General features: G+C 43.3%; 16 protein-coding genes. 15 read left to right on the top strand and 1 reads right to left on the bottom strand.

The window, feature by feature from the left end; genetic code table 11:
* The first annotated feature begins 17 nt into the window (after positions 1-17).
* The 12 genes from AC58QD_RS11575 (at position 18) to AC58QD_RS11520 (ending at position 13,848) form a co-directional block, all read left to right on the top strand.
* Entirely contained in the window at positions 18-1,235 is a 1,218-nt protein-coding gene (locus AC58QD_RS11575; RefSeq protein WP_497333239.1) for a Ger(x)C family spore germination protein, read from the top strand.
* Positions 1,219-2,316: a GerAB/ArcD/ProY family transporter gene (locus tag AC58QD_RS11570; protein WP_497333237.1), complete on the top strand. Its 1,098-nt coding sequence runs from the start codon at positions 1,219-1,221 to the stop codon at positions 2,314-2,316. The genes AC58QD_RS11575 and AC58QD_RS11570 overlap by 17 nt, the downstream gene beginning before the upstream one ends.
* 115 nt (positions 2,317-2,431) lie before the next feature.
* Positions 2,432-4,039, top strand: a complete 1,608-nt coding sequence (locus AC58QD_RS11565) for a glycosyltransferase family 39 protein (RefSeq protein WP_497333235.1) — start codon at positions 2,432-2,434, stop codon at positions 4,037-4,039.
* 208 nt (positions 4,040-4,247) lie between these two features.
* Entirely contained in the window at positions 4,248-5,987 is a 1,740-nt protein-coding gene (locus AC58QD_RS11560; RefSeq protein ID WP_497333233.1) for an ABC transporter ATP-binding protein, read from the top strand.
* Between the two features lie 3 nt (positions 5,988-5,990).
* Positions 5,991-7,745 (top strand): ABC transporter ATP-binding protein, encoded by a 1,755-nt coding sequence (locus AC58QD_RS11555; protein ID WP_497333231.1) that lies wholly within the window; start codon positions 5,991-5,993, stop codon positions 7,743-7,745.
* 89 nt (positions 7,746-7,834) lie between these two features.
* Entirely contained in the window at positions 7,835-8,428 is a 594-nt protein-coding gene (locus AC58QD_RS11550) for a YdeI/OmpD-associated family protein (protein WP_497333229.1), read from the top strand.
* Between the two features lie 234 nt (positions 8,429-8,662).
* Entirely contained in the window at positions 8,663-9,559 is an 897-nt protein-coding gene (locus tag AC58QD_RS11545; RefSeq protein ID WP_497333227.1) for a hypothetical protein, read from the top strand.
* Positions 9,560-9,656: 97 nt separating this feature from the next.
* Positions 9,657-10,118 carry a hypothetical protein gene (locus tag AC58QD_RS11540; protein ID WP_497333225.1) on the top strand — a complete coding sequence of 154 codons (462 nt, stop codon included), beginning with the start codon at positions 9,657-9,659 and terminating at the stop codon, positions 10,116-10,118.
* Between the two features lie 36 nt (positions 10,119-10,154).
* On the top strand, positions 10,155-10,892 hold the full coding sequence (locus AC58QD_RS11535; RefSeq protein WP_497333223.1) for an ABC transporter ATP-binding protein: 738 nt from the start codon (positions 10,155-10,157) through the stop codon (positions 10,890-10,892).
* Positions 10,885-11,628: a hypothetical protein gene (locus AC58QD_RS11530; RefSeq protein ID WP_497333221.1), complete on the top strand. Its 744-nt coding sequence runs from the start codon at positions 10,885-10,887 to the stop codon at positions 11,626-11,628. Before AC58QD_RS11535 ends, AC58QD_RS11530 begins: the two co-directional genes overlap by 8 nt.
* A 17-nt stretch (positions 11,629-11,645) precedes the next feature.
* Complete coding sequence (locus AC58QD_RS11525) at positions 11,646-13,154, top strand: sensor histidine kinase (protein WP_497333219.1); 1,509 nt, start codon at positions 11,646-11,648, stop codon at positions 13,152-13,154.
* A gap of 4 nt (positions 13,155-13,158) precedes the next feature.
* Positions 13,159-13,848, top strand: a complete 690-nt coding sequence (locus AC58QD_RS11520; RefSeq protein WP_497333217.1) for a response regulator transcription factor — start codon at positions 13,159-13,161, stop codon at positions 13,846-13,848.
* Between the two features lie 377 nt (positions 13,849-14,225).
* Here the strand turns inward: AC58QD_RS11520 and AC58QD_RS11515 are convergent, their stop codons facing one another.
* The gene (locus AC58QD_RS11515; protein WP_497333215.1) at positions 14,226-15,410 is read right to left on the bottom strand and encodes an AraC family transcriptional regulator; all 1,185 of its coding nucleotides are present in this window, start codon (positions 15,408-15,410) and stop codon (positions 14,226-14,228) included.
* A 144-nt stretch (positions 15,411-15,554) separates the two neighbouring features.
* On the opposite strand from AC58QD_RS11515, the gene AC58QD_RS11510 reads away from it, so the two are divergent.
* From AC58QD_RS11510 to AC58QD_RS11500, 3 genes are read left to right on the top strand one after another with little or no spacing between them, the layout of a single operon-like run.
* On the top strand, positions 15,555-16,658 hold the full coding sequence (locus tag AC58QD_RS11510; RefSeq protein ID WP_497333213.1) for a Gfo/Idh/MocA family protein: 1,104 nt from the start codon (positions 15,555-15,557) through the stop codon (positions 16,656-16,658).
* A gap of 20 nt (positions 16,659-16,678) precedes the next feature.
* Complete coding sequence (locus AC58QD_RS11505) at positions 16,679-17,533, top strand: DUF6807 domain-containing protein (protein ID WP_497333211.1); 855 nt, start codon at positions 16,679-16,681, stop codon at positions 17,531-17,533.
* Positions 17,534-18,556 carry an NAD(P)-dependent oxidoreductase gene (locus tag AC58QD_RS11500; protein WP_497333209.1) on the top strand — a complete coding sequence of 341 codons (1,023 nt, stop codon included), beginning with the start codon at positions 17,534-17,536 and terminating at the stop codon, positions 18,554-18,556. It begins immediately after the preceding gene.
* The last annotated feature ends 29 nt before the right edge of the window (positions 18,557-18,585 follow it).

Raw genomic sequence — 18,585 nt, 5'->3', positions numbered from 1 at the left:
GGGCAGGAGGGAAAATATTGAAAAACAAACTGCTTCTTGTCTTCCTCAGTAGTTCTTTTCTTTTGTCCGGATGCTGGGATATGCGCGATATTGATCGTTTAGCTTTAGTTATGGCAGTAGGCATAGATAAAGAAAATGGTCCCAATCCGTACAGGGTTACTGTGCAAATACCCAGACCTGAGTCACAAAACAGCATCTTTAAAGCAGGTGAACCCCCGTTTTGGACTGGGAGTGCAACAGGTAAAGATATTTTTGAAGCTATCCGCAATATTTCAATGTTCTCTTCAAGAAGGGTGATATGGGAGCATAACAATGTGATCATCATCGGCGAATCTTTGGCCAAAGATGATATTACCCCAGTGATGGATTTTTTTAACCGGAATCCGGAGCTACGAATGAGGACTTGGATCGCTGTAGCCAAAGGCGAAGCAAAAGATTTACTTTCTGTCAAATCAGGGCTCGAAGCAATCCCGGGAGTATCCATGTCTTTTGTTTTTAGCAACGCTAAATTCCACTCTCAAAGCTTTAGAGAGGACATGATTGATACTTTTTATGATTTCATGGATGAATCTAACCAAGTTATGCTTCCAAGATTACATTTAAAGGAACAGGTAATGTCGGTAGATAACAAAAAAAAACAGGGCGGGGAAGAACAAGTAGTCCTTTCCGGTGCGGCAGTTTTTAAACACACGAAACTTGTTGGGTGGCTTACTCCCATTGAGACACGTGGACTCAATTGGATTAAGCATCTGAATAATAATATCGTGATTTCCGTTCCTCTTCCGGAATATGAAGGAAAGCACGTTTCGGTGGAGTTAACCCAGGTAAAAAGTAAGATCAAATCTATTATGGATGGCGATAAACCGATTTTTACCATTTCGTTTTCCGCAAAAGGTAATATTGCTGAAAATGATTTTTTAGTTTCTCATTCCTTGAATAAATTAAAATCTATTGTTCAAGAAAATGTTCAAAATGTGATCACCAAAGAGATGGAAAAAACGATAAAAAAAGTTCAGAAGGACTACCAAAGTGATGTATTAGGATTCGGGGAAATCGTTCATATTCAACATAAAGACATCTGGAATAAAAAATTGAAGGGAGAATGGGATCGGGTCTTTCCAGAAGTAAAGGTGGTGGTAAACACGAAGATCGAGATTGTGAATACAACTTTGTTTCATAATCCTCTAAAATCAAACAAATCAGGTGGAGAGCAAACGAATGAAAATAAAAATTAGCCGTATGCAGTATTTTACTTTATTTACCAACCTCGTGTATGCCAAAGCTGTTGGTGCTACATCTGCGATTTTGGCAAAACAAGTAGGGATTGATAATTGGATATCTATGACAATAGGGACTTGTATAGCACTCCTCGTTATATTTATAATTACCTATTTAGGTAAACATTTCCCTGAAGATTCCATTGTTCAATACAGCGAGAAGATTGTTGGTAAATGGCTTGGCAAGATTGTAGCGTTAACCATGTTTTTATTCTTTGTCATTGCATTTACTACGTCAGCAAATGTAATCACGTTTCATTTTAAACAGTATCTTATGCCGATAACGCCATTCTCGATAGTGGTCATTGGCTATGTATTGCTATGTATGTACGGTCTGTTCTTAGGTATTGAGGTGGTATTAAGATTATCTTTTTTCGGTTTTATCATGGTTGTTTTATTGGACCTAGTGACGCTAATAGGAGTAGCGGATAAATTCAAGCTGCATCATTTATTCCCCCTATTTGATAAAGGAATTGGCGCGGATTTTATGGCAAGCCAATTTAGTTTTGCGGATTTTTCAATGCTTATTTTTGGTTTAGGCATGTTGTTTCCGCTGTTAAATGAAAAAAAGAAAATGTACTCTTTATCTTTTTGGGGTATGGTCGTTAGTTGGGTACTCTTAATATTCTTTCAGGTTTTTGAAATTGGTGTCATGGGTCCTCACGTTACTTCCCAGTATTTCCTTAGCTGTATGCAGTTGGCAAGAGTTGCGCAAGTAACAATGGTTTTGAACAGATACGAACTTATAATGATGATCTTATTTGTTTGGGGGGTTATGATTCAATCCATCGTGATGATCTACGGGGCTATCCATTCGTTTAAAAAAGTTATTGCAGTTAAGCAAGAAAAATACCTACTAATACCATTCTCGTTGATACTCATTCTAGCGACTTATTATATGGGATATGATCAAAATAAGTATGTCGATTTCTTGGAGTACCCATGGTCACAAATAACGACGGTACTTACTGTAGGTCTTCCTAGCTTACTGCTCATTGTATTCTGGATACGAAAACAGAATCTTGTAAAAAAACAATGATGTTGATTAAACTGCTTAACCGGGAACATAAGTGAAGGAGTTGCTTGTCAGCAGCTCCTTTTTTCGATTACAGTGGAAAGTCGTGGTATATTTAGTATATAGGAGTTAATTCCTTATGGAGACGTTTATTGCCCATAACAAATGGAGTATATACTATAATGCTGAGGGAAGAAAGTGTAGTGAAATGAACATAATAAATAAATGTAAAATTTGGTTCAGTCGATTGTTTTACGTATTATTTTTGGCATTCTTCAGTTGGGTGGCGTATGTAATCATAGCAAGAATCCTTTATTCACATAGAATGGGGAAATCATATTATCTTTTCGAGAACATTTACGGTCAGCCGCTAAACGGTTGGATTATAGGGATTGGTACCGCCCTGTGTATCGGTTTGCTCGTGTTTTTGACCAAATGGTTTGGCAGGCTTCAAGAAAGGACACATAATCGGCTATTTTTTATATTGATGGGTGTCATGATTACGATTCAGATTGTTTTTAGTATGATCTATCATGTAGATCCGTCGAAGTCAATGTGGGATTATGAGGTGACTTATGAGGCTGCCAAGGACTTATTGACGGGTGACTACTATTTCGACTTCTATTTTGAAGATTACCCCAATAACGTAGGAGCAACCTTTCTGCTTTTTGGAGCATTTCAATTTGCTGAAATCCTCGGCGTACATAATCAGCAACTTGTTGGCTTGCTGTTCAATATTGCAATGATTGACATAGGGTTAATTTTTCTTTATTTAACAGCCAGGAAGATTTTTGGAATCCGGAAGGCAACTTTGGCGTTGGTTGTCAGTCTGATGCTTTCTCCATTCGTCACCTACACGCCCATCTATTATTCAGATACGCTTTCGCTGCCTATGGTCATCGGGTCTCTATATTTTTATTTAGTCAGTAGAAACAAAGGGAATATCGGCAAGCCGATGTTTATCTTTCTTGCTGCGCTTATCGGGGTGGTTGGGATGATCATCAAACCGACCGTTGCCATTCTTTTTGTCGCCATATTTATTCATATGCTTTTGACGGAAAGGGTATCTAGCCTTCTTAAGCAAACAGGGATACTTGCGATCGTTATATTCGGAGGACTCCAGTTGTACGGGGAGGTGGTGGATATGTCTAAAATCGTCCCGATACCCTATAAGCAAGCCGGTTATCCGTACACACACTGGATCATGATGGGTCTGAAAGAGCCCTATGGTTTTTATAATTATGATGATGTGATCTATACAGAATCCTTCCAAACAAAAGATAAAAGGAAAGAAGCCAATCTCAAAATCATCAAACAACGAATCGAGAATTATGAAGCCAAGGGGATATTCCAGCTATTTTCAACTAAAAATCTGTTCATTTGGGGAGACGGCACTTATTTTGCTCCGATAAAACTAAATCGAGGAGTTCCCGAGTATACAACCTATCATAAGTACATTCTTCCACTTGGAAAGAATGAAAACGATCTGTATATTTACTTCTGTCAAATTGTCAATTTAAGCCTTATCCTGTTGCTGCTTGCGTCAGGCGTGCACCATTTAATTAGACCAGGCATTCCAATGATCATCATTTGCTCTCTAGCACTATTCGGTATCGGCATATTCTTGCTCGTATGGGAAGCCAGATCCAGGTATTTGATTCAATTTGCGCCCCTGATTGTTCTATGCAGCATGGACGGGCTTTTCAAATTAAAGCTTCCAATCTTGGAATTAAAACGGAGACGATAGTGCAGGAGCTGCCTTGTGGCGGCTTCTTTTTTAACCCAATCGTCTTTCCGATATTCAGATATTACTAATCTAAAATAATTACTTGTATATTTTTGGAAGCAATGAAATAATACTTCTACCTGTATGTTATCTGTATTTTTTCAATGCATTTGCTAGATTTGTTGAGGATAGATGCATACATAAATCAATCGGGATGGTGAGGCACAAATTGCTTAAGATTTATCAATGGACGTTAACTTATTTAAAAAACAGTTCCACTTTGGTGGGTATGCTTTTGTTAACAATTGTAGGGGCCTCTGCCATTGAGCTATACGTTCCGAAATTCATTCAGTTGTTCGTAGACAAAGTTATTCCTGAGCGAAACATTAGCATGTTTACAACGTTGCTAGGGTTGCTCGCAGTCTTAGTTGTCATTCTGTTGGTATTACGTATGTGTCAAACGATGCTCCAGCGCCATGTCCAGGAAAGGGCGTCGCGTGATTTGCAAATTGACGTTTTCCGACATATGCGGACACTAGGATATGCTTATTACGAACAGAAAGCAGCAGGGCAAACTTTGGCACTATTAAACACAGAAACGGCATCTATTCAAAAATTATACAGACAACTATTTCCATCCATGGTACAAACCTTTATCTTTTCATTTATCTCGATTGTCCTAATGGTGATGAGCAGTTGGCAGTTGACTTTGGCTTTTCTTCCTTTTTTTATGCTTTATTATTTGTGGGGACCTGCTGTGGAAAGGCGTGCAGCTACTGCTAGCAAGGGTCTAGCAGGGGCTCGGGTAGCAACAAATCAGAAGGCCTATGAAAGTGTATCGGCTTTGCAAGAACTTCGGGCATATTCAGCGGAAAACTGGGATTTAAATCGCTACCTAAATACCGTTGAGGGCTGGAACACCAACCTTATTCGAACCTATTTTTATAATTATTTAAGGATTAGTATCCGTACGATAACTAACTACCTCGGCGCCTTGGCCTTGTTCGTGCTTGGTGTTTATCTGGTTCGTGAAGAACTGATGTCGGCAGGCGAGTTTATTGCGTTTTTTCTTTATTACACCGCAGCCATCAATCAAATGACCCGATTTATTCAAAATATTGCTGACCAGCGAATCGTTATGCATCAAGCGGAACGGGTATATTCTTTTCTGCAGACGAAACCACTTATAACGGAGCCGGCAAACCCGAATATTCTGAGACAACCAGTAAGAGGAGAGTTGTTGTTTGACAACATCTCGTTTAGTTATGAACCTGGCCAGCTTTTGCTAAAGGATTTTACATTACATATTCGTCCCGGACATCGTGTAGCAATTGTTGGAGAGAGCGGCAGTGGAAAGAGTACATTAATCAAGCTGCTTGGCAGATTTTACGATCCGGACAAAGGCAGCATTCTTCTGGATGGAGTACCGATCAATGATCTCTCCTTTGAGATGCTGCGCAATTCACTGGGCTATGTTTTTCAGGATACCTACCTCTTCGGAAAATCTATTAAAGAAAATATTCGTTTCGGCAGGCCAGAAGCATCGGATGAAGAAATAATTGCAGCGGCCAAAATTGCTAGCGCACACGATTTTATACAAGAATTACCTAACGGGTATGACATGAATGTTGGAGAAAGAGGTAACAAACTTTCTGGAGGGCAGAGGCAGCGCATAGCTCTGGCCCGGCTTGTGTTAAAGAACCCCACCATCTTGCTACTTGATGAGGCGACCTCAGCATTGGACAACAGAACTGAGTACGAGGTTCAAGTTGCCTTAGACCGCGTTATCCAAGGACGCACCATCATCGCAATCGCCCATCGTCTATCAACCATCCGTAATTATGATCTGATTGTTGTTATGGATCATGGTCAAGTGGTAGAAATGGGAACCTATGAGGAACTCTTAGCGGCTGGTGGGCGATTCAGCGAACTGGCATTAAGTGATTCTAGGAGTGAACTGGAGGGTTGATAAATGGGTAATATACGGTTTGTAATGGGTTATATTTCAAAGATCAAGTTTGTGCTTATCATTACCATTGTCTGCATGGTGGTTGAGGCCTTTTCCTACCTGGGGGCTATTACCCTACAACAGTATTTAATCGATGAGGTGCTCTTAAACAACAAACAAGAACTTTTTTGGATCATTTTCTCCAGTATTGCCGCTGCTTATGTGATTCATAGTATATTCATTACAGTCAGTTCCGTTTATATGTATAAATCCGCAACCAGGATGCGATTGAACATGACACGAGACTTTGTACTTCGACTACATCGGATGCCGCTCGAAAAACTGAAGAACGAACGAACGGCAAAGTATATTTATCAGTTCGCAACGGATGTCGGTGACATCGGGAGCGTGTGCAATATGGTGGCCGGCGACTTGACACGTATCGTGAAGCAGTTTATTGCACTGATTGCGCTTCTGTTCATTTTACGAGAAAGCCCTCTGTTAGTTCTACTGCTAGTCACCGTAAGTTTGTTATATGTGGTAATCGGCCGCCTGTTATCATCTCATATTAAAGCAGTATCGGGTAAAGTTAATTCTACACGCGCCGATATGCTTGTGCAGTTGGAAGAGGGGGTGGCGTCTAGTCGTGAGGTTGTCGCCTTCCATCGGGAAAAGTGGGAAATGGACCATTATTTAGCTAGTTTTGGGAGATATTTTACGCAAGTGCTGCGCGAAGGAACGATCGTGAACAAACAGTTGATCTCAAGTCATTTATTAAAATGGAGTGCTTCCTTTGTAGTATTGGGTGTCGGCGGATATCTTGTATTAAATGGACAATTGTCTGTCGGGCTTCTGGTCATTTCTTATCAATTAGCCTCGGAAATGATGGATATTACAAATGAGCTTTATGAGAGAATAATGAAAATACCTGGGTATATGGCATCATCTGAAAGACTTAGGCAAGTGTACGAGGCTGAACAGGTAAACATGAATGGTGCATCACTTCTGAGTTCGGTTCATGAACTTCGAGTTGACCGAGTCTTTTTCAGCTTCCAAGGTCGCGAAAATGATGTGTTACGAGGTGCAAGCTTGCAAATTCCATTAGGTGGAAAAATCGCGTTTGTCGGTTCAAGCGGCAGTGGTAAATCAACACTCGCTGGGTTACTCATGCGTTTTTACGAGCCGAGAGAAGGAAGTCTCATTGTCAATGGACGCCCGTTAACGGAATGGAGTCGGGAAGACTGGATGAAGCGAGTAGCGATTGTATTTCAGGAACCTTATTTTTTCCCAGATACCATTCGTACCAACCTGATAATGGGACTTGACTGTATAACGGAAGAAGCAATGATCGAAGCTTGCCGTGTTGCGCAGATCCACGATTTTATTGATACGCTGCCTGACCGCTATGATACCATTACTGGAGAACGCGGTGTTATGTTGTCGGGCGGGCAACGGCAACGATTAGCTTTAGCGAGGGCGCTTATACGCAATCCAGAGATATTAATATTAGATGAGGCGACTTCAGCTTTGGATGTAGAAACTGAACGCCGACTGCAGGAGAGCCTTGATGTAACACGTGCTGGGAAAACCACGATTGTAATCGCCCATCGTTTATCAACAATTCGGAACTCGGATCGAATCTTCGTCCTGCATCAGGGCGAGGTGGTGGAACAGGGTACTTATTCAGAATTAATGCGAATAAACGGGGTTTACCGGCATTTAGAAGCTACGCCTAGTCAAAATGTAGAAAACGAATATATCCTTGCTTCGAACTCGTGAGAGCATTTGCTGTAACATTTGATAAAACAAAATAGAATGATCATTCTTGACTGACAACTGATCGAAATATTGAAGAGGAGTGTTCCTTGATGACAACTAGTAGAATGAATCCTAAGGTTGATGGATTTTTAAGAAAAGCTAAAAAGTGGAAGGAAGAATATGAGAAGTTGAGAGATATCGTTCTTGACTGTGAGCTGACCGAAGAAATTAAGTGGATGCATCCTTGTTACATGTTTCAGAATAAAAACATAGTTTTAATACATGGATTTAAAGAATACTGTGCGCTTCTGTTTCACAAAGGTGCCTTGTTAAAAGATGCCCATGGTATCCTAATCCAACAAACGGAGAATGTACAGGCGGCGCGCCAGATTCGGTTCACCAGTGTTCGGGAAATAGTTGAGATGGAACCCATCTTGAAAGCCTATATTTATGAAGCCATTGAAGTTGAAAAAGCAGGTTTGGAAGTGGATTTTAAAAAGAATACAGAATTCATAATTCCTGAAGAATTTCAAAATAAATTCGATGAAGTCCCTGCCTTGAAAACCGCTTTTGAAGCATTGACGCCGGGACGGCAAAGAGCATACATTCTTTATTTTTCTGAACCCAAACAATCCAAAACTCGAGACTCAAGGGTTGAAAAATGTATGCAGCAAATTCTCAATGGTAAGGGATTAAATGAATGAGGAAGCAGCAATGAAAGCAAGCCATTTAGCAGCAATATGCTGTTAATGGCTTGTTTTTTTTCTACCTTTATTCCACCACACAGATTGCAGAATGGTTGAGTTTATAAAAGGTTTTTTTTAACTTTATACTTTCTTTAGAAGTTGTTTATTGGCGGTTTATTGTCACCTGTTAAGCTATGTGTAATGAAGGCTTTCAGAGTAAAAATAATGAAAATTGAAGGAGTAGTAGAAATCATGAACAAAAAAATGTTAACTATCGGAGCTGCAGTTGTTATTAGTGGAGCATTAATGGTATCTAGCGCATTTGGAGCTATGTCAAACACATCGGCGGGGTATGAAGCATTCAAGACCGCTCATAAGCAAGCTCCCAAAATGGATAGCTTGACCACAGATGCCAAGCTTATGATTACAGACGGAGGTCAGTCTCTTGTTGATGTGCAATCTAAGTTCAAGTTCAATCGTAATACAACGAATGGATCTGGTGTAATCAACTTAACTCAGAATGGAGAAACATTTACGATCGACGGCTACATGGGTCAAGATCAACTAGTGGTAAAAACATCGGAAAACGACACCTATTTTGTGATGGAGCATAAGGCAGATCATGAGGCTAAGGACAACCACATTTCATATAACCCCTCAATAGCCGAGGATGCAGAACGTATCATGGACGCAGTCGTCGGACTCAAACGGAATTATTTTCAACTCGAAGAAGGCCCTGAAAACTCAAGTGTGGTAAAACTATCGATGCACGATGACGAAATTCCGCTAATTGTCAGAACATTGGGGTCTATACTCATTAAGAGCGCTTCTAAGGAGAAATCCGGGTCTGCTGATTTGTCCATTCATCCTGCATTTTCACAAATGCATGCTGTAAAGTTACCCGAGCTAACGGAAGATATCCAATTGAACGGGATTGAATTTACAACTGTAATCAATTCAGAGCAGTTCATCGAACAATACGACATTCTTATTCAGGCCAGCGGTAAAGATGTAACAGGAAAACAGCACGAGCTAGAACTCAATCTTCAACTAAACTTCTCTGATTTCAACCAGACTGAAACGGATGTGCTCGATCTAGAAAATAAGCAAGTAGAGAAGCTAGAGCCGGATCAATTATTCAAACAATAACATCAACATCATCGTCAACAAAAGGTAAGCGGTAGGAACTCTTCAGTTACTGCCGCTACTGGCTTCAAACAAAAGACTATATAGCAGGAGCGTCAAAATGAACGAAGTATCGCTTTTTCGCTTATATTTACTCAGAGCCGTGTATCTTTTCATCACCGTGGGCCTCGCCATATACCAATTTCCGGAAGTCATCCATCAGGTCATCTATCAGGAGGAGCCCTGGGAGCTAATGGAAGGAGTGGTCAATTGCATGCAGGTTACCTTTGGATTACTGGTGATCTTAGGAATACGCTATCCGCTGCAGATGCTGCCCTTGCTTATGTGGGAAATGATTTGGAAGTCGATTTGGTTGCTCATCGTCGCGCTCCCACTGTGGTTATCTGGCCAGATGGACGAAGCAACCACGGCGACGGTCTTTGCCTGCATAATGGCAATGATTGTTCCAATCGCAATGCCTTGGCGCTACGTCTTTGCAAAGTATATACGGAAACCAGGAGATCGGTGGCAAAAGGCGACAGTGCTGGAGACAGCTGTAAATAATCGGGGGAAGCAACAATAAGTTAGCTATATTCTTTTGAGTGAAAGGAGATTATCCATGACTATGGTTCTTGAGGCCAAACATGTGACTGTACGGTATAAAAATCAACGTGGCATCCATGATCTATCGTTGGATCTGAAGCAGGGCGAAATCTTTGGCCTTGTTGGACCTAATGGAGCGGGCAAGACAACTTTTCTAAAGGCTGTCAGCGGACTGCTTAAATGCAAGACGGGTGAAGTAATAATTATGGGGCAGTCCATCCAAGCTAATTACGAGAAAGCTATGCAGCATATGGGCTGTCTCATTGAATCACCTGCGCTGTACGAGGAGCTTACCGCACACCACAACCTATTGTTACACTCGCGATTTTATAATCATGTTCATGAGGAACGAATAGAAGCTGTTCTAGGTCAAGTTGGATTGGCGCACGCAAGGCTAGAGAAGGTTAGAAACTTCTCACAAGGAATGAAGCAACGTCTTGGCCTTGCATCTGCACTTCTATCCACTCCTAAGTTCCTTGTTCTGGATGAACCGACAAACGGACTAGATGTTGACGGAGTCATTCAATTTAAGGAGCTTATCAAGTCACTGACCGAAAACTCGCAGCTCACTATTCTTATATCGTCCCACCAGATGTTCGAGCTGGAGTCGTTATGTCACCGAGTAGGTATTATTAGTGATGGGAATCTCGTGTGTACGGATGAAACCTCACATATCACAGCTAGGAACCAGACGCTAGAGCAGTGGTATATAGAACAAATTCGAATTCATAAGGATGGCGTTAACTATGTCTAACTGGAAAGGCGCTGTACGTAATGAATGGGACATTATGTGGACGAAGAAATCTACGAAGCTGTTTTTAGGTCTCACCACACTGTTACCTATAGGGTTAGGATGGGTATTAAATACGGTTAATCAATCCTTTGGTTTACTACCCATCGGTTCCAGTGGAATTCCTCTATTCACTTTGACCCTACTAATTGGTGTCTATTTACCATTGATCATTTTTATGCTTGTTTCAGACGGATTGACCTTTCAGCCTCAAGTTCTTAAGGCTTTCTTCCTACGACCTATTCATCGCTATAAGCTCTATTGTGCCAAAGTAATAGCCATCGCAGCTCTGATTGCCATCCATATGGGACTTGCGTTGATCTCATCCCTCTTATCTGGATGGATGTTTCAAGAATGGCTTGGCTGGAATTCTGTACTACAGGCAATCCTTGCTTACGGGATGTCTTTCCTTACAATGCTTATGTGGATTTCGTTCGGAAGTTTTATCGCTCAATGGTTTAAGGGCCAAGCAGGAGCAATGATCAGCTTAATCTTGATTTATTTACTTTCTTTTGTATTTCTTTATATTAACACCGGTGCTTCAGCCATTTCTCCGGCACATTATCATCAGTGGTACACATTAGTTTTAGCAGGAACTAGCGCCTTTCAACCCATCTTATATGGATTCACCTATATAGGATCCGCAGTCTTCTTGTTTTTCCTACTAGGATTGGTTATGTTTGAGAGAAGAAATATTTAACAGACACGGGGTATAGCATGTCCATTCGATTAAGACTCATTATCTCCTATATCGCTATGATCTTTGTACCTGTCTTTACATTTATACTATCGTTGATTCTGATGGGATTGCTCTTCATCGGGGATTTTATCGAGATTAAGAATTATTATCATGTTGAATTAGAGGAGAGCAGTTTAAGAGAGTATTGGGACGAACGCAATTTGATTTATGTCGAAATAAAGCAAACGACCATACAGGATCCCAATCTATATTTAGATCCTATTTATTTGTCAAGGAATGAACCGCAGTTGAATCAAATGGAAATGGGAATTGCAGTTAGAAAAAAGGATGAATTGCTGTATCGATCTCCAAACTTGGAAAGTGGAGGCACATTTGAAAAAGAATTTCTAGAGCATTTCGCAGATAGGAGTTCTAGTGAGCGTACTATTCACGAAGTAAAGAGCCCTCAGAATAAAACCCTTGATAAATATTATACTGTGGCGATGCACGATCTTTATTTTGATGATCAAACGAGAGGGACTTTATACGTCCTTGAAGATATTACACCGTTCCATAACCTGTTCGAGAAATTCCAACCCAATTTTCTGATCGCTCTAGTACTCGCACTAATATTGCCAAGTGGATTGCTAACCTATTTGGTCTCAAGGAGCATCTTGAAGCCATTGCGAGAGCTGCAGCTTGCCGCTGAGCAGATTAAAGAGGGAAACCTGAATTTCTCGCTGCAAACGAAGCGCAATGATGAGCTGGGACGCCTAAGTAAAGCGTTCGAGGAAATGAGAATCCAGCTGAAGCAATCTATCGAAATGCGATTAAGGGAAGAAGAAAACCGCAAAGAATTAATATCAAATATATCCCACGATTTAAAAACGCCGATTACAGCAATCAAAGGTTATGTAGAAGGCATTCTTGATGGCGTTGCCAGCAACCCTGACAAAGTAAATAAATACATGACTACCATTTATAAAAAATCGACTGATCTCGATCGTTTGATAGATGAACTCTTCCTATATGCAAAGCTGGATTTGAATAACATGCCTTTCCATTTTGAATCGCTCGCCTTGATCCCTTTCATTCAAGACTGTGTAGACGATTTGTCCTTCGATTTAGAGAACAGAGGCATCACACTAGAATGGGATAATTCGGGGGTTTCAGAGGAATTGTCGATAAGTGCGGATCGAGAAAAGCTTAAACGATGTATAGTCAATATCATTGAGAACAGTAAGAAGTTTATAGACAAGACGCCCGGATCTATCCGGATATGCACATTTTGTTCTCCACACCATGTAACCTTGGTCATAGAGGATAACGGGATGGGAATCGATAAGATCAGTTTACCTCACATATTCGATCGGTTTTATCGCGCAGATAAAGCAAGGAACACAGCTCACGGAGGAAGCGGCTTAGGTCTGGCCATTGCCAAGCAAATTATTGATGCACATGATGCTACCATTCAAGCAGAGAGCGAGCTCGGTGAAGGCACGAAAATTACAATTACCTTTCCATACGAAATCATGAATCGGGGTTGAGTCCATGAAGCATATCTTAATTATTGAAGATGAGGATAGTATTGCTGAGTTGCAGAGAGACTACTTGGAAATCCATCAGTATAAGGTGGATATATCGTCCAATGGACTTGAAGGTCTCGAGAAGGCCTTGCAATTTCCTTATGATCTTCTTCTGTTGGATTTAATGCTTCCTGGCATAGATGGCTTTGAAATTTGCAAGCGAGTACGCGAAGCTAAGGATATTCCGATTCTTATCGTTTCTGCTCGAGTGGAGGATATTGATAAGATACGGGGGTTAGGCCTTGGAGCAGATGACTATATCATTAAACCCTTCAGCCCAAGTGAGTTAGTTGCAAGGGTTCGTGCCCATCTAGTCAGATACGAGCGTTTCCTTGGTTTAGACACTCCAAAGCGGGAAGTCATTCAAATTCGTGGTCTACAAATTGATATAGGGGCCCGGCGTGTATTTGTAAACCAGATCGAAGTGAATTTGACCGCTAAGGAGTTTGACTTACTGACCTATATGGCGACAAATCCAAATCGAGTGTACAGCAAAACAGACTTATTCGAAAAAATTTGGGGGTTGGATGCAACAGGTGATTTTGCTACAGTTACAGTCCACGTAGGTAAGATTCGCGAAAAAATTGAAGCCGATTCTTCGAATCCTCAATACATTGAAACGATATGGGGCGCTGGTTATCGCTTTAAAGCTTGAAGACATATATTTCTATTCGGGCAACGGTCCGTCTGGCCCAGGAACTCGATTTGTTATAGCAAGCCCTTAATCAATACCAACGGACTTATTGGAAGTCAGTCCTGATGTGGTACCGGGACACGAGAGCTCAATAACGATAAAGCTGCCGCGAGGCAGCTTTGTCGTTATTGAGCTTTTTCTTCCGTCAGCTGTGGTACAAGTATCGTATTTATAGGCGAAAAGACAAGAATATCGTATTGAATGGCCAAAAGACAAAACGATGCTGTCGCGGATTAAAATCCATCAGGCTGTCAAACTTGTGGAAGATTAATAGGATCCAGTGCGAAAATTTGGTCAAAATTTACAAAGTATACACCTTGACCAAAACTGAAGTAGAGCTAGGAGTACGATGACCTCGCACTCCTTTTTCGATATTCATTGGGGGTTATGCCAGTCTCACGCTTGAACAATACGCTCATGTACTCGGCATGCTTAAATCCGATCCGTTCTGCGATCATTGATAGATTAAGCTCGGTCTCGGTAAGAAACTGCTTGATGATCTTCACCTTCATTTCCATCATCAGATCATGCGGGGTTCGTCCGAGATTACGTTGGAATCTGCTTTCGATGGCTCTGCGAGAGAAGGGGAGGACACGCAGCAGCTCGTCGATGTTTACATCCTCGTAGATTCGGCTTCTGATTAATCGGACAGTATCGGCAACGAGCCGGTCCTTGACCGCGATTGCGTCCGTGGATAGCCGCATGGCAATATCCAATGGCGGGATGGAGAGGACGCTTGCTGCTGCTTGCTCTCCGTTCATCATCTTGTCGAGAAGCTCTGCTGCCCGATAACCGGTCTCCGCTGCATTCGGAATAATACTTGTAAGCGGTGGATCGGTCAAGTTGCACATCAGCTCGTCATTATCTACGCTAATCATCCCCACCTCATCCGGCACATAAACGTTCGCAAGCCGGCATGCTTCGAGCAGCTTTTGCCCCAACATATCGTAACTCACCATAATGCCAACCGGCTTGGGCAGTGACTGCACCCATTTTGCCATTGCTTGTCTTTCTTCCGTCCACAGTTGATTGGTGTCAACCTGATAGTCGCTGCAAAGATACCCCGCTTGTTCCACAGCACGCAAAAAGTGCTCCCTTCGCTGTCTGGACCACACGAAGTGTAGATCGCCGCAGAAAGCAAAGTGTTTAAAGCCCCGTTCAACCAGATGTTTCAAGGCCATATGGGCAATCGCCTGATCATCGGTTTCCAGGCACGGCAGCTCCGGAATATAACGGAACGCACTTAGGTCTATGGTAGGGACACCAATGTGGCGAACATAATCGGCGATGGCTTCGTTCTCAATGCGGGCGAGGATGCCGTCCCCCTGCCAATCGGTTAGCCAAGACAGGTCATTCTGGTTGCGGCTGTGTTCGCCCATATAGATGGACCATGGCGTATGCTCCCTAATATAAGCCCGAATCCCACGCAATAGTCCACGCGCATATTCATTTGAAGTTTCGATCAATAGAGCCACATGTCGTTTCGGAATACGTTCGTGAGATACTTCGTTATAGTTGCTCACAGCGGAAGCTCCTTCTTCTGTTGTTATGAATCTATACTATCAAAGAAAGGTGAAATTTCTCAATAAGTTTGCGCAAAACCTCCTTCAATAGCATTCTTGTATGGGCTATTATGGATGTAATATGGACATTAAGGAGGTTGGCCCGTGACTCGTAGAATCAAAGTTGCTATAGTTGGTCTAAGCTTCGGCGCGGAGTTTATTCCAATTTATCAGAACCACCCGAACACTGAGCTGTATGCGATTTGTCAGCGGTCTGAGGAGAGCCTGCATCGTATCGGTGATCATTTTGGAGTGTCAGTTCGTTATACAAGCTTCGAGGAGCTACTCAAGGATGAGCGGATTGATGCGGTGCATATTAATACACCGATCCCGAACCACGCGGAGCAATCCATCGCTGCATTGCTCGCTGGAAAGCATGTGGCTTGCACGGTACCTATGGCTACATCTATCGAGGACTGTCAGCGAATTGTAGAAGCGCAGAAGGTATCAGGGAAAAATTACATGATGATGGAAACCGCCGTATATACGCGTGAATTCCTTTATGTAAAAAGCCTCCGCGACAGCGGAGAGCTAGGCCGTATTCAGTTCCTTCGCGGTGCGCATCAGCAAGAGATGGCAGGTTGGCCTGGATATTGGGAGGGGCTCCCGCCTATGCACTATGCGACACATGCGGTAAGTCCGCTGTTAGCTCTTGCTGAGAAGGAAGCCGAGCTCGTATACTGCCTGGGTTCTGGTAGAATCGCAAATGAGCTAGCTGCGAAATACAATTCCCCGTTCGCGGTACAATCCGCTTTATTCCGGCTGAAGGACTCCGAGCTCGCTATGGAGGTTACGCGTTCCCTATTCGAGACGGCTCGCGAGTATGTCGAGAGCTTCGATGTATACGCCGATAGGCTGAGCTTCGAATGGCAGCGGCTGGAGAGGGAGGAGCCGGTGATCTTTGCAGGAGAAGATGGGAAGCGTGTGTCGATTCCAGACTTTGCGAATTTATTGCCGGAGGGGATTCAGAAATATACGACCGAAGGTGTATATGATTCTAATGATAATCAGCACCTTTCTTTTAAACAAGGAAATGGGCATGGCGGCTCTCATCCGCACTTGGCACATGAGTTTATCATGAGTATCGTAGAAGCTAGAGCGCCATTCCCGGATGTGTATACATCAGCTAACTGGACATGTGCGGGGCTTTGTGCGCATCAGTCCGCTTTGAAGAATGGTGAGCATGTTCGAATCCCTCAGTTCCGTTAAAAAAGAGGAGGAGTTAATCTATGGCAGAGCAGCAAACCCAGCCATTAAGGATCATCGAATCCGAAACCCGGCTCTCCATTTACCGTCAAGGTCAGTCTGAACCCATCCTGGTGCAGAATGCCGAGGTGAATCATCGTCCGTATATTCACCCAATTGTCGCGCCCGATGGTAGGGGAATACTTACTGAGAATGCTCCGTCGCATCATCCGTGGCAGCATGGACTGTATGTGGGACTGAATGATGTAAATGGCTTTGGCTTCTGGTCCGAGGGATGGACGAATAACCCGAACGACGGAACCTTTCATCCCCTATCGTTGAAGCGTATCGAAGCAGAAGGGAATGAAGTCAAGTGGGCGGTTAAGACCTCTTGGAAAGAGCCTGGCGGAACGGAATTATTAATTGAGGAACAAAGTTGGACTTTCCGTGATCTCGGTATGGCCTATGAGCTGGATCTGGCTTGGACGCTTACCGCGCAGTGCGATATTCGCTTCGGGCAGCATTCCTATGGCGGTCTGTTTCTTAGGATGCCTTACCGAGACGAGCTCGGGGGCAGCTTCTTGAACAGCGAAGGGCTAGGACAACAGGAAGCAGAGGGTAAGCGTGCAAGATGGGCTGCGATCAGTATGCCGATCGAGGGAAGGATTGATCACGCGGGGATCGCTATTATGGATCATGCCAACAATGAAGAGCATCCCTCACCGTGGCGTGTAGATGGTCAATTAGGTATTGCACCAAGCCGTTGTATAGCGGGAGAATGGTTCCTGAATAGAGGGGAAAGCAAGCTGTCCCATTATCGGGCTTATGTATTCAATGGGGATATTTCATCTTCAACTATAGATTCAAGTTGGAAGCAATTTGTAGGAGGTTGTGAGTAGATGAGAAGTGTAATTGTGATCCATCCGGCATTCGACGAAATTTGGCCTTATGCGGCAGATCGGTTCCGAGAATTGTTAGCGCAAGACGGGGAAGCAGAGCTGATCCGGGTCCCGGCAGACTCCAATGCGTCCGTAAGCGAGCTTGTGCCTCGGCCGGAGACGGTTGTTCGCCTGGTAGCGCTGCATGTTCCAACTAGCCCGGCTTGTATTGATAAATTCACTAGCTTGGAGGAGGTCGTATGCTCTTCACGGAGCTGTGGCATGAAACCTGCTCCCGAGGTTATCGCTGTACTTGAGAAGCGAAGCATTCGTTGGTATACTCAACCCTCCGAGGGCTTCTGGGCTCAATCTGTCAGTGAGTTCGCACTTGCACTTACATTATGCGGACTGCGCCGCATTCCACAGACTCATCATGAAATCATTACAAGTCATAAAACTTGGGATTACTCGCCTCCAGGCGGAATCGGCACTCCTGGTGCCCGTGGTCAGCAATTCGGGGATGACACACGCTTCACGAACGGGACACTGGAAGGCAAGCGCGTTCGAATTGTCGGCGCCGGCAATATTGCAAGCCGCTACGCAAGCTTCGTCCATATGCTTGGGGCAGACGTAGCGGCATGGGATCCATTCGCATCAGAACCGAGCTTCCATCGTGCAGGCAGCCGCAAGGAATGGCATCTCAGTCGTCTCGTTCAAGATGCCGAGATTTTCGTTCCGATGGTGCCGCTCACGGACCAAACAAAAGGCATCGTCACAGCAGAACATATTCGTGCGCTGCCACAAGGAACCTTAGTAGTTCTAGCTACGAGAGCGGGTATTTGCGACATGCCGGAGCTTCGCAAAAGAGTTCTGGCAGATGAGCTAAGCCTTGCCGCGGATGTATTCGATATCGAACCGCTGCCGCTGGATGACCCGCTGCTCGGCCGTCACAACGTGGTGCACACTCCGCATAATGCTGGGCGTACGAAGGAAGCGAACTACTTATTTGCCGTTAAGCTGTATGAGCAATTTATTCCAAGATAAATAGGCAGAGCCTCTTCCCTTGTAGTAAG

The sequence above is a fragment of the Paenibacillus sp. J2R1T-4 genome (genome assembly GCF_059692235.1).
The sequence above is the reverse complement of the archived record's forward strand: the minus strand, read 5'-3'. Positions and strand labels throughout refer to the sequence as shown.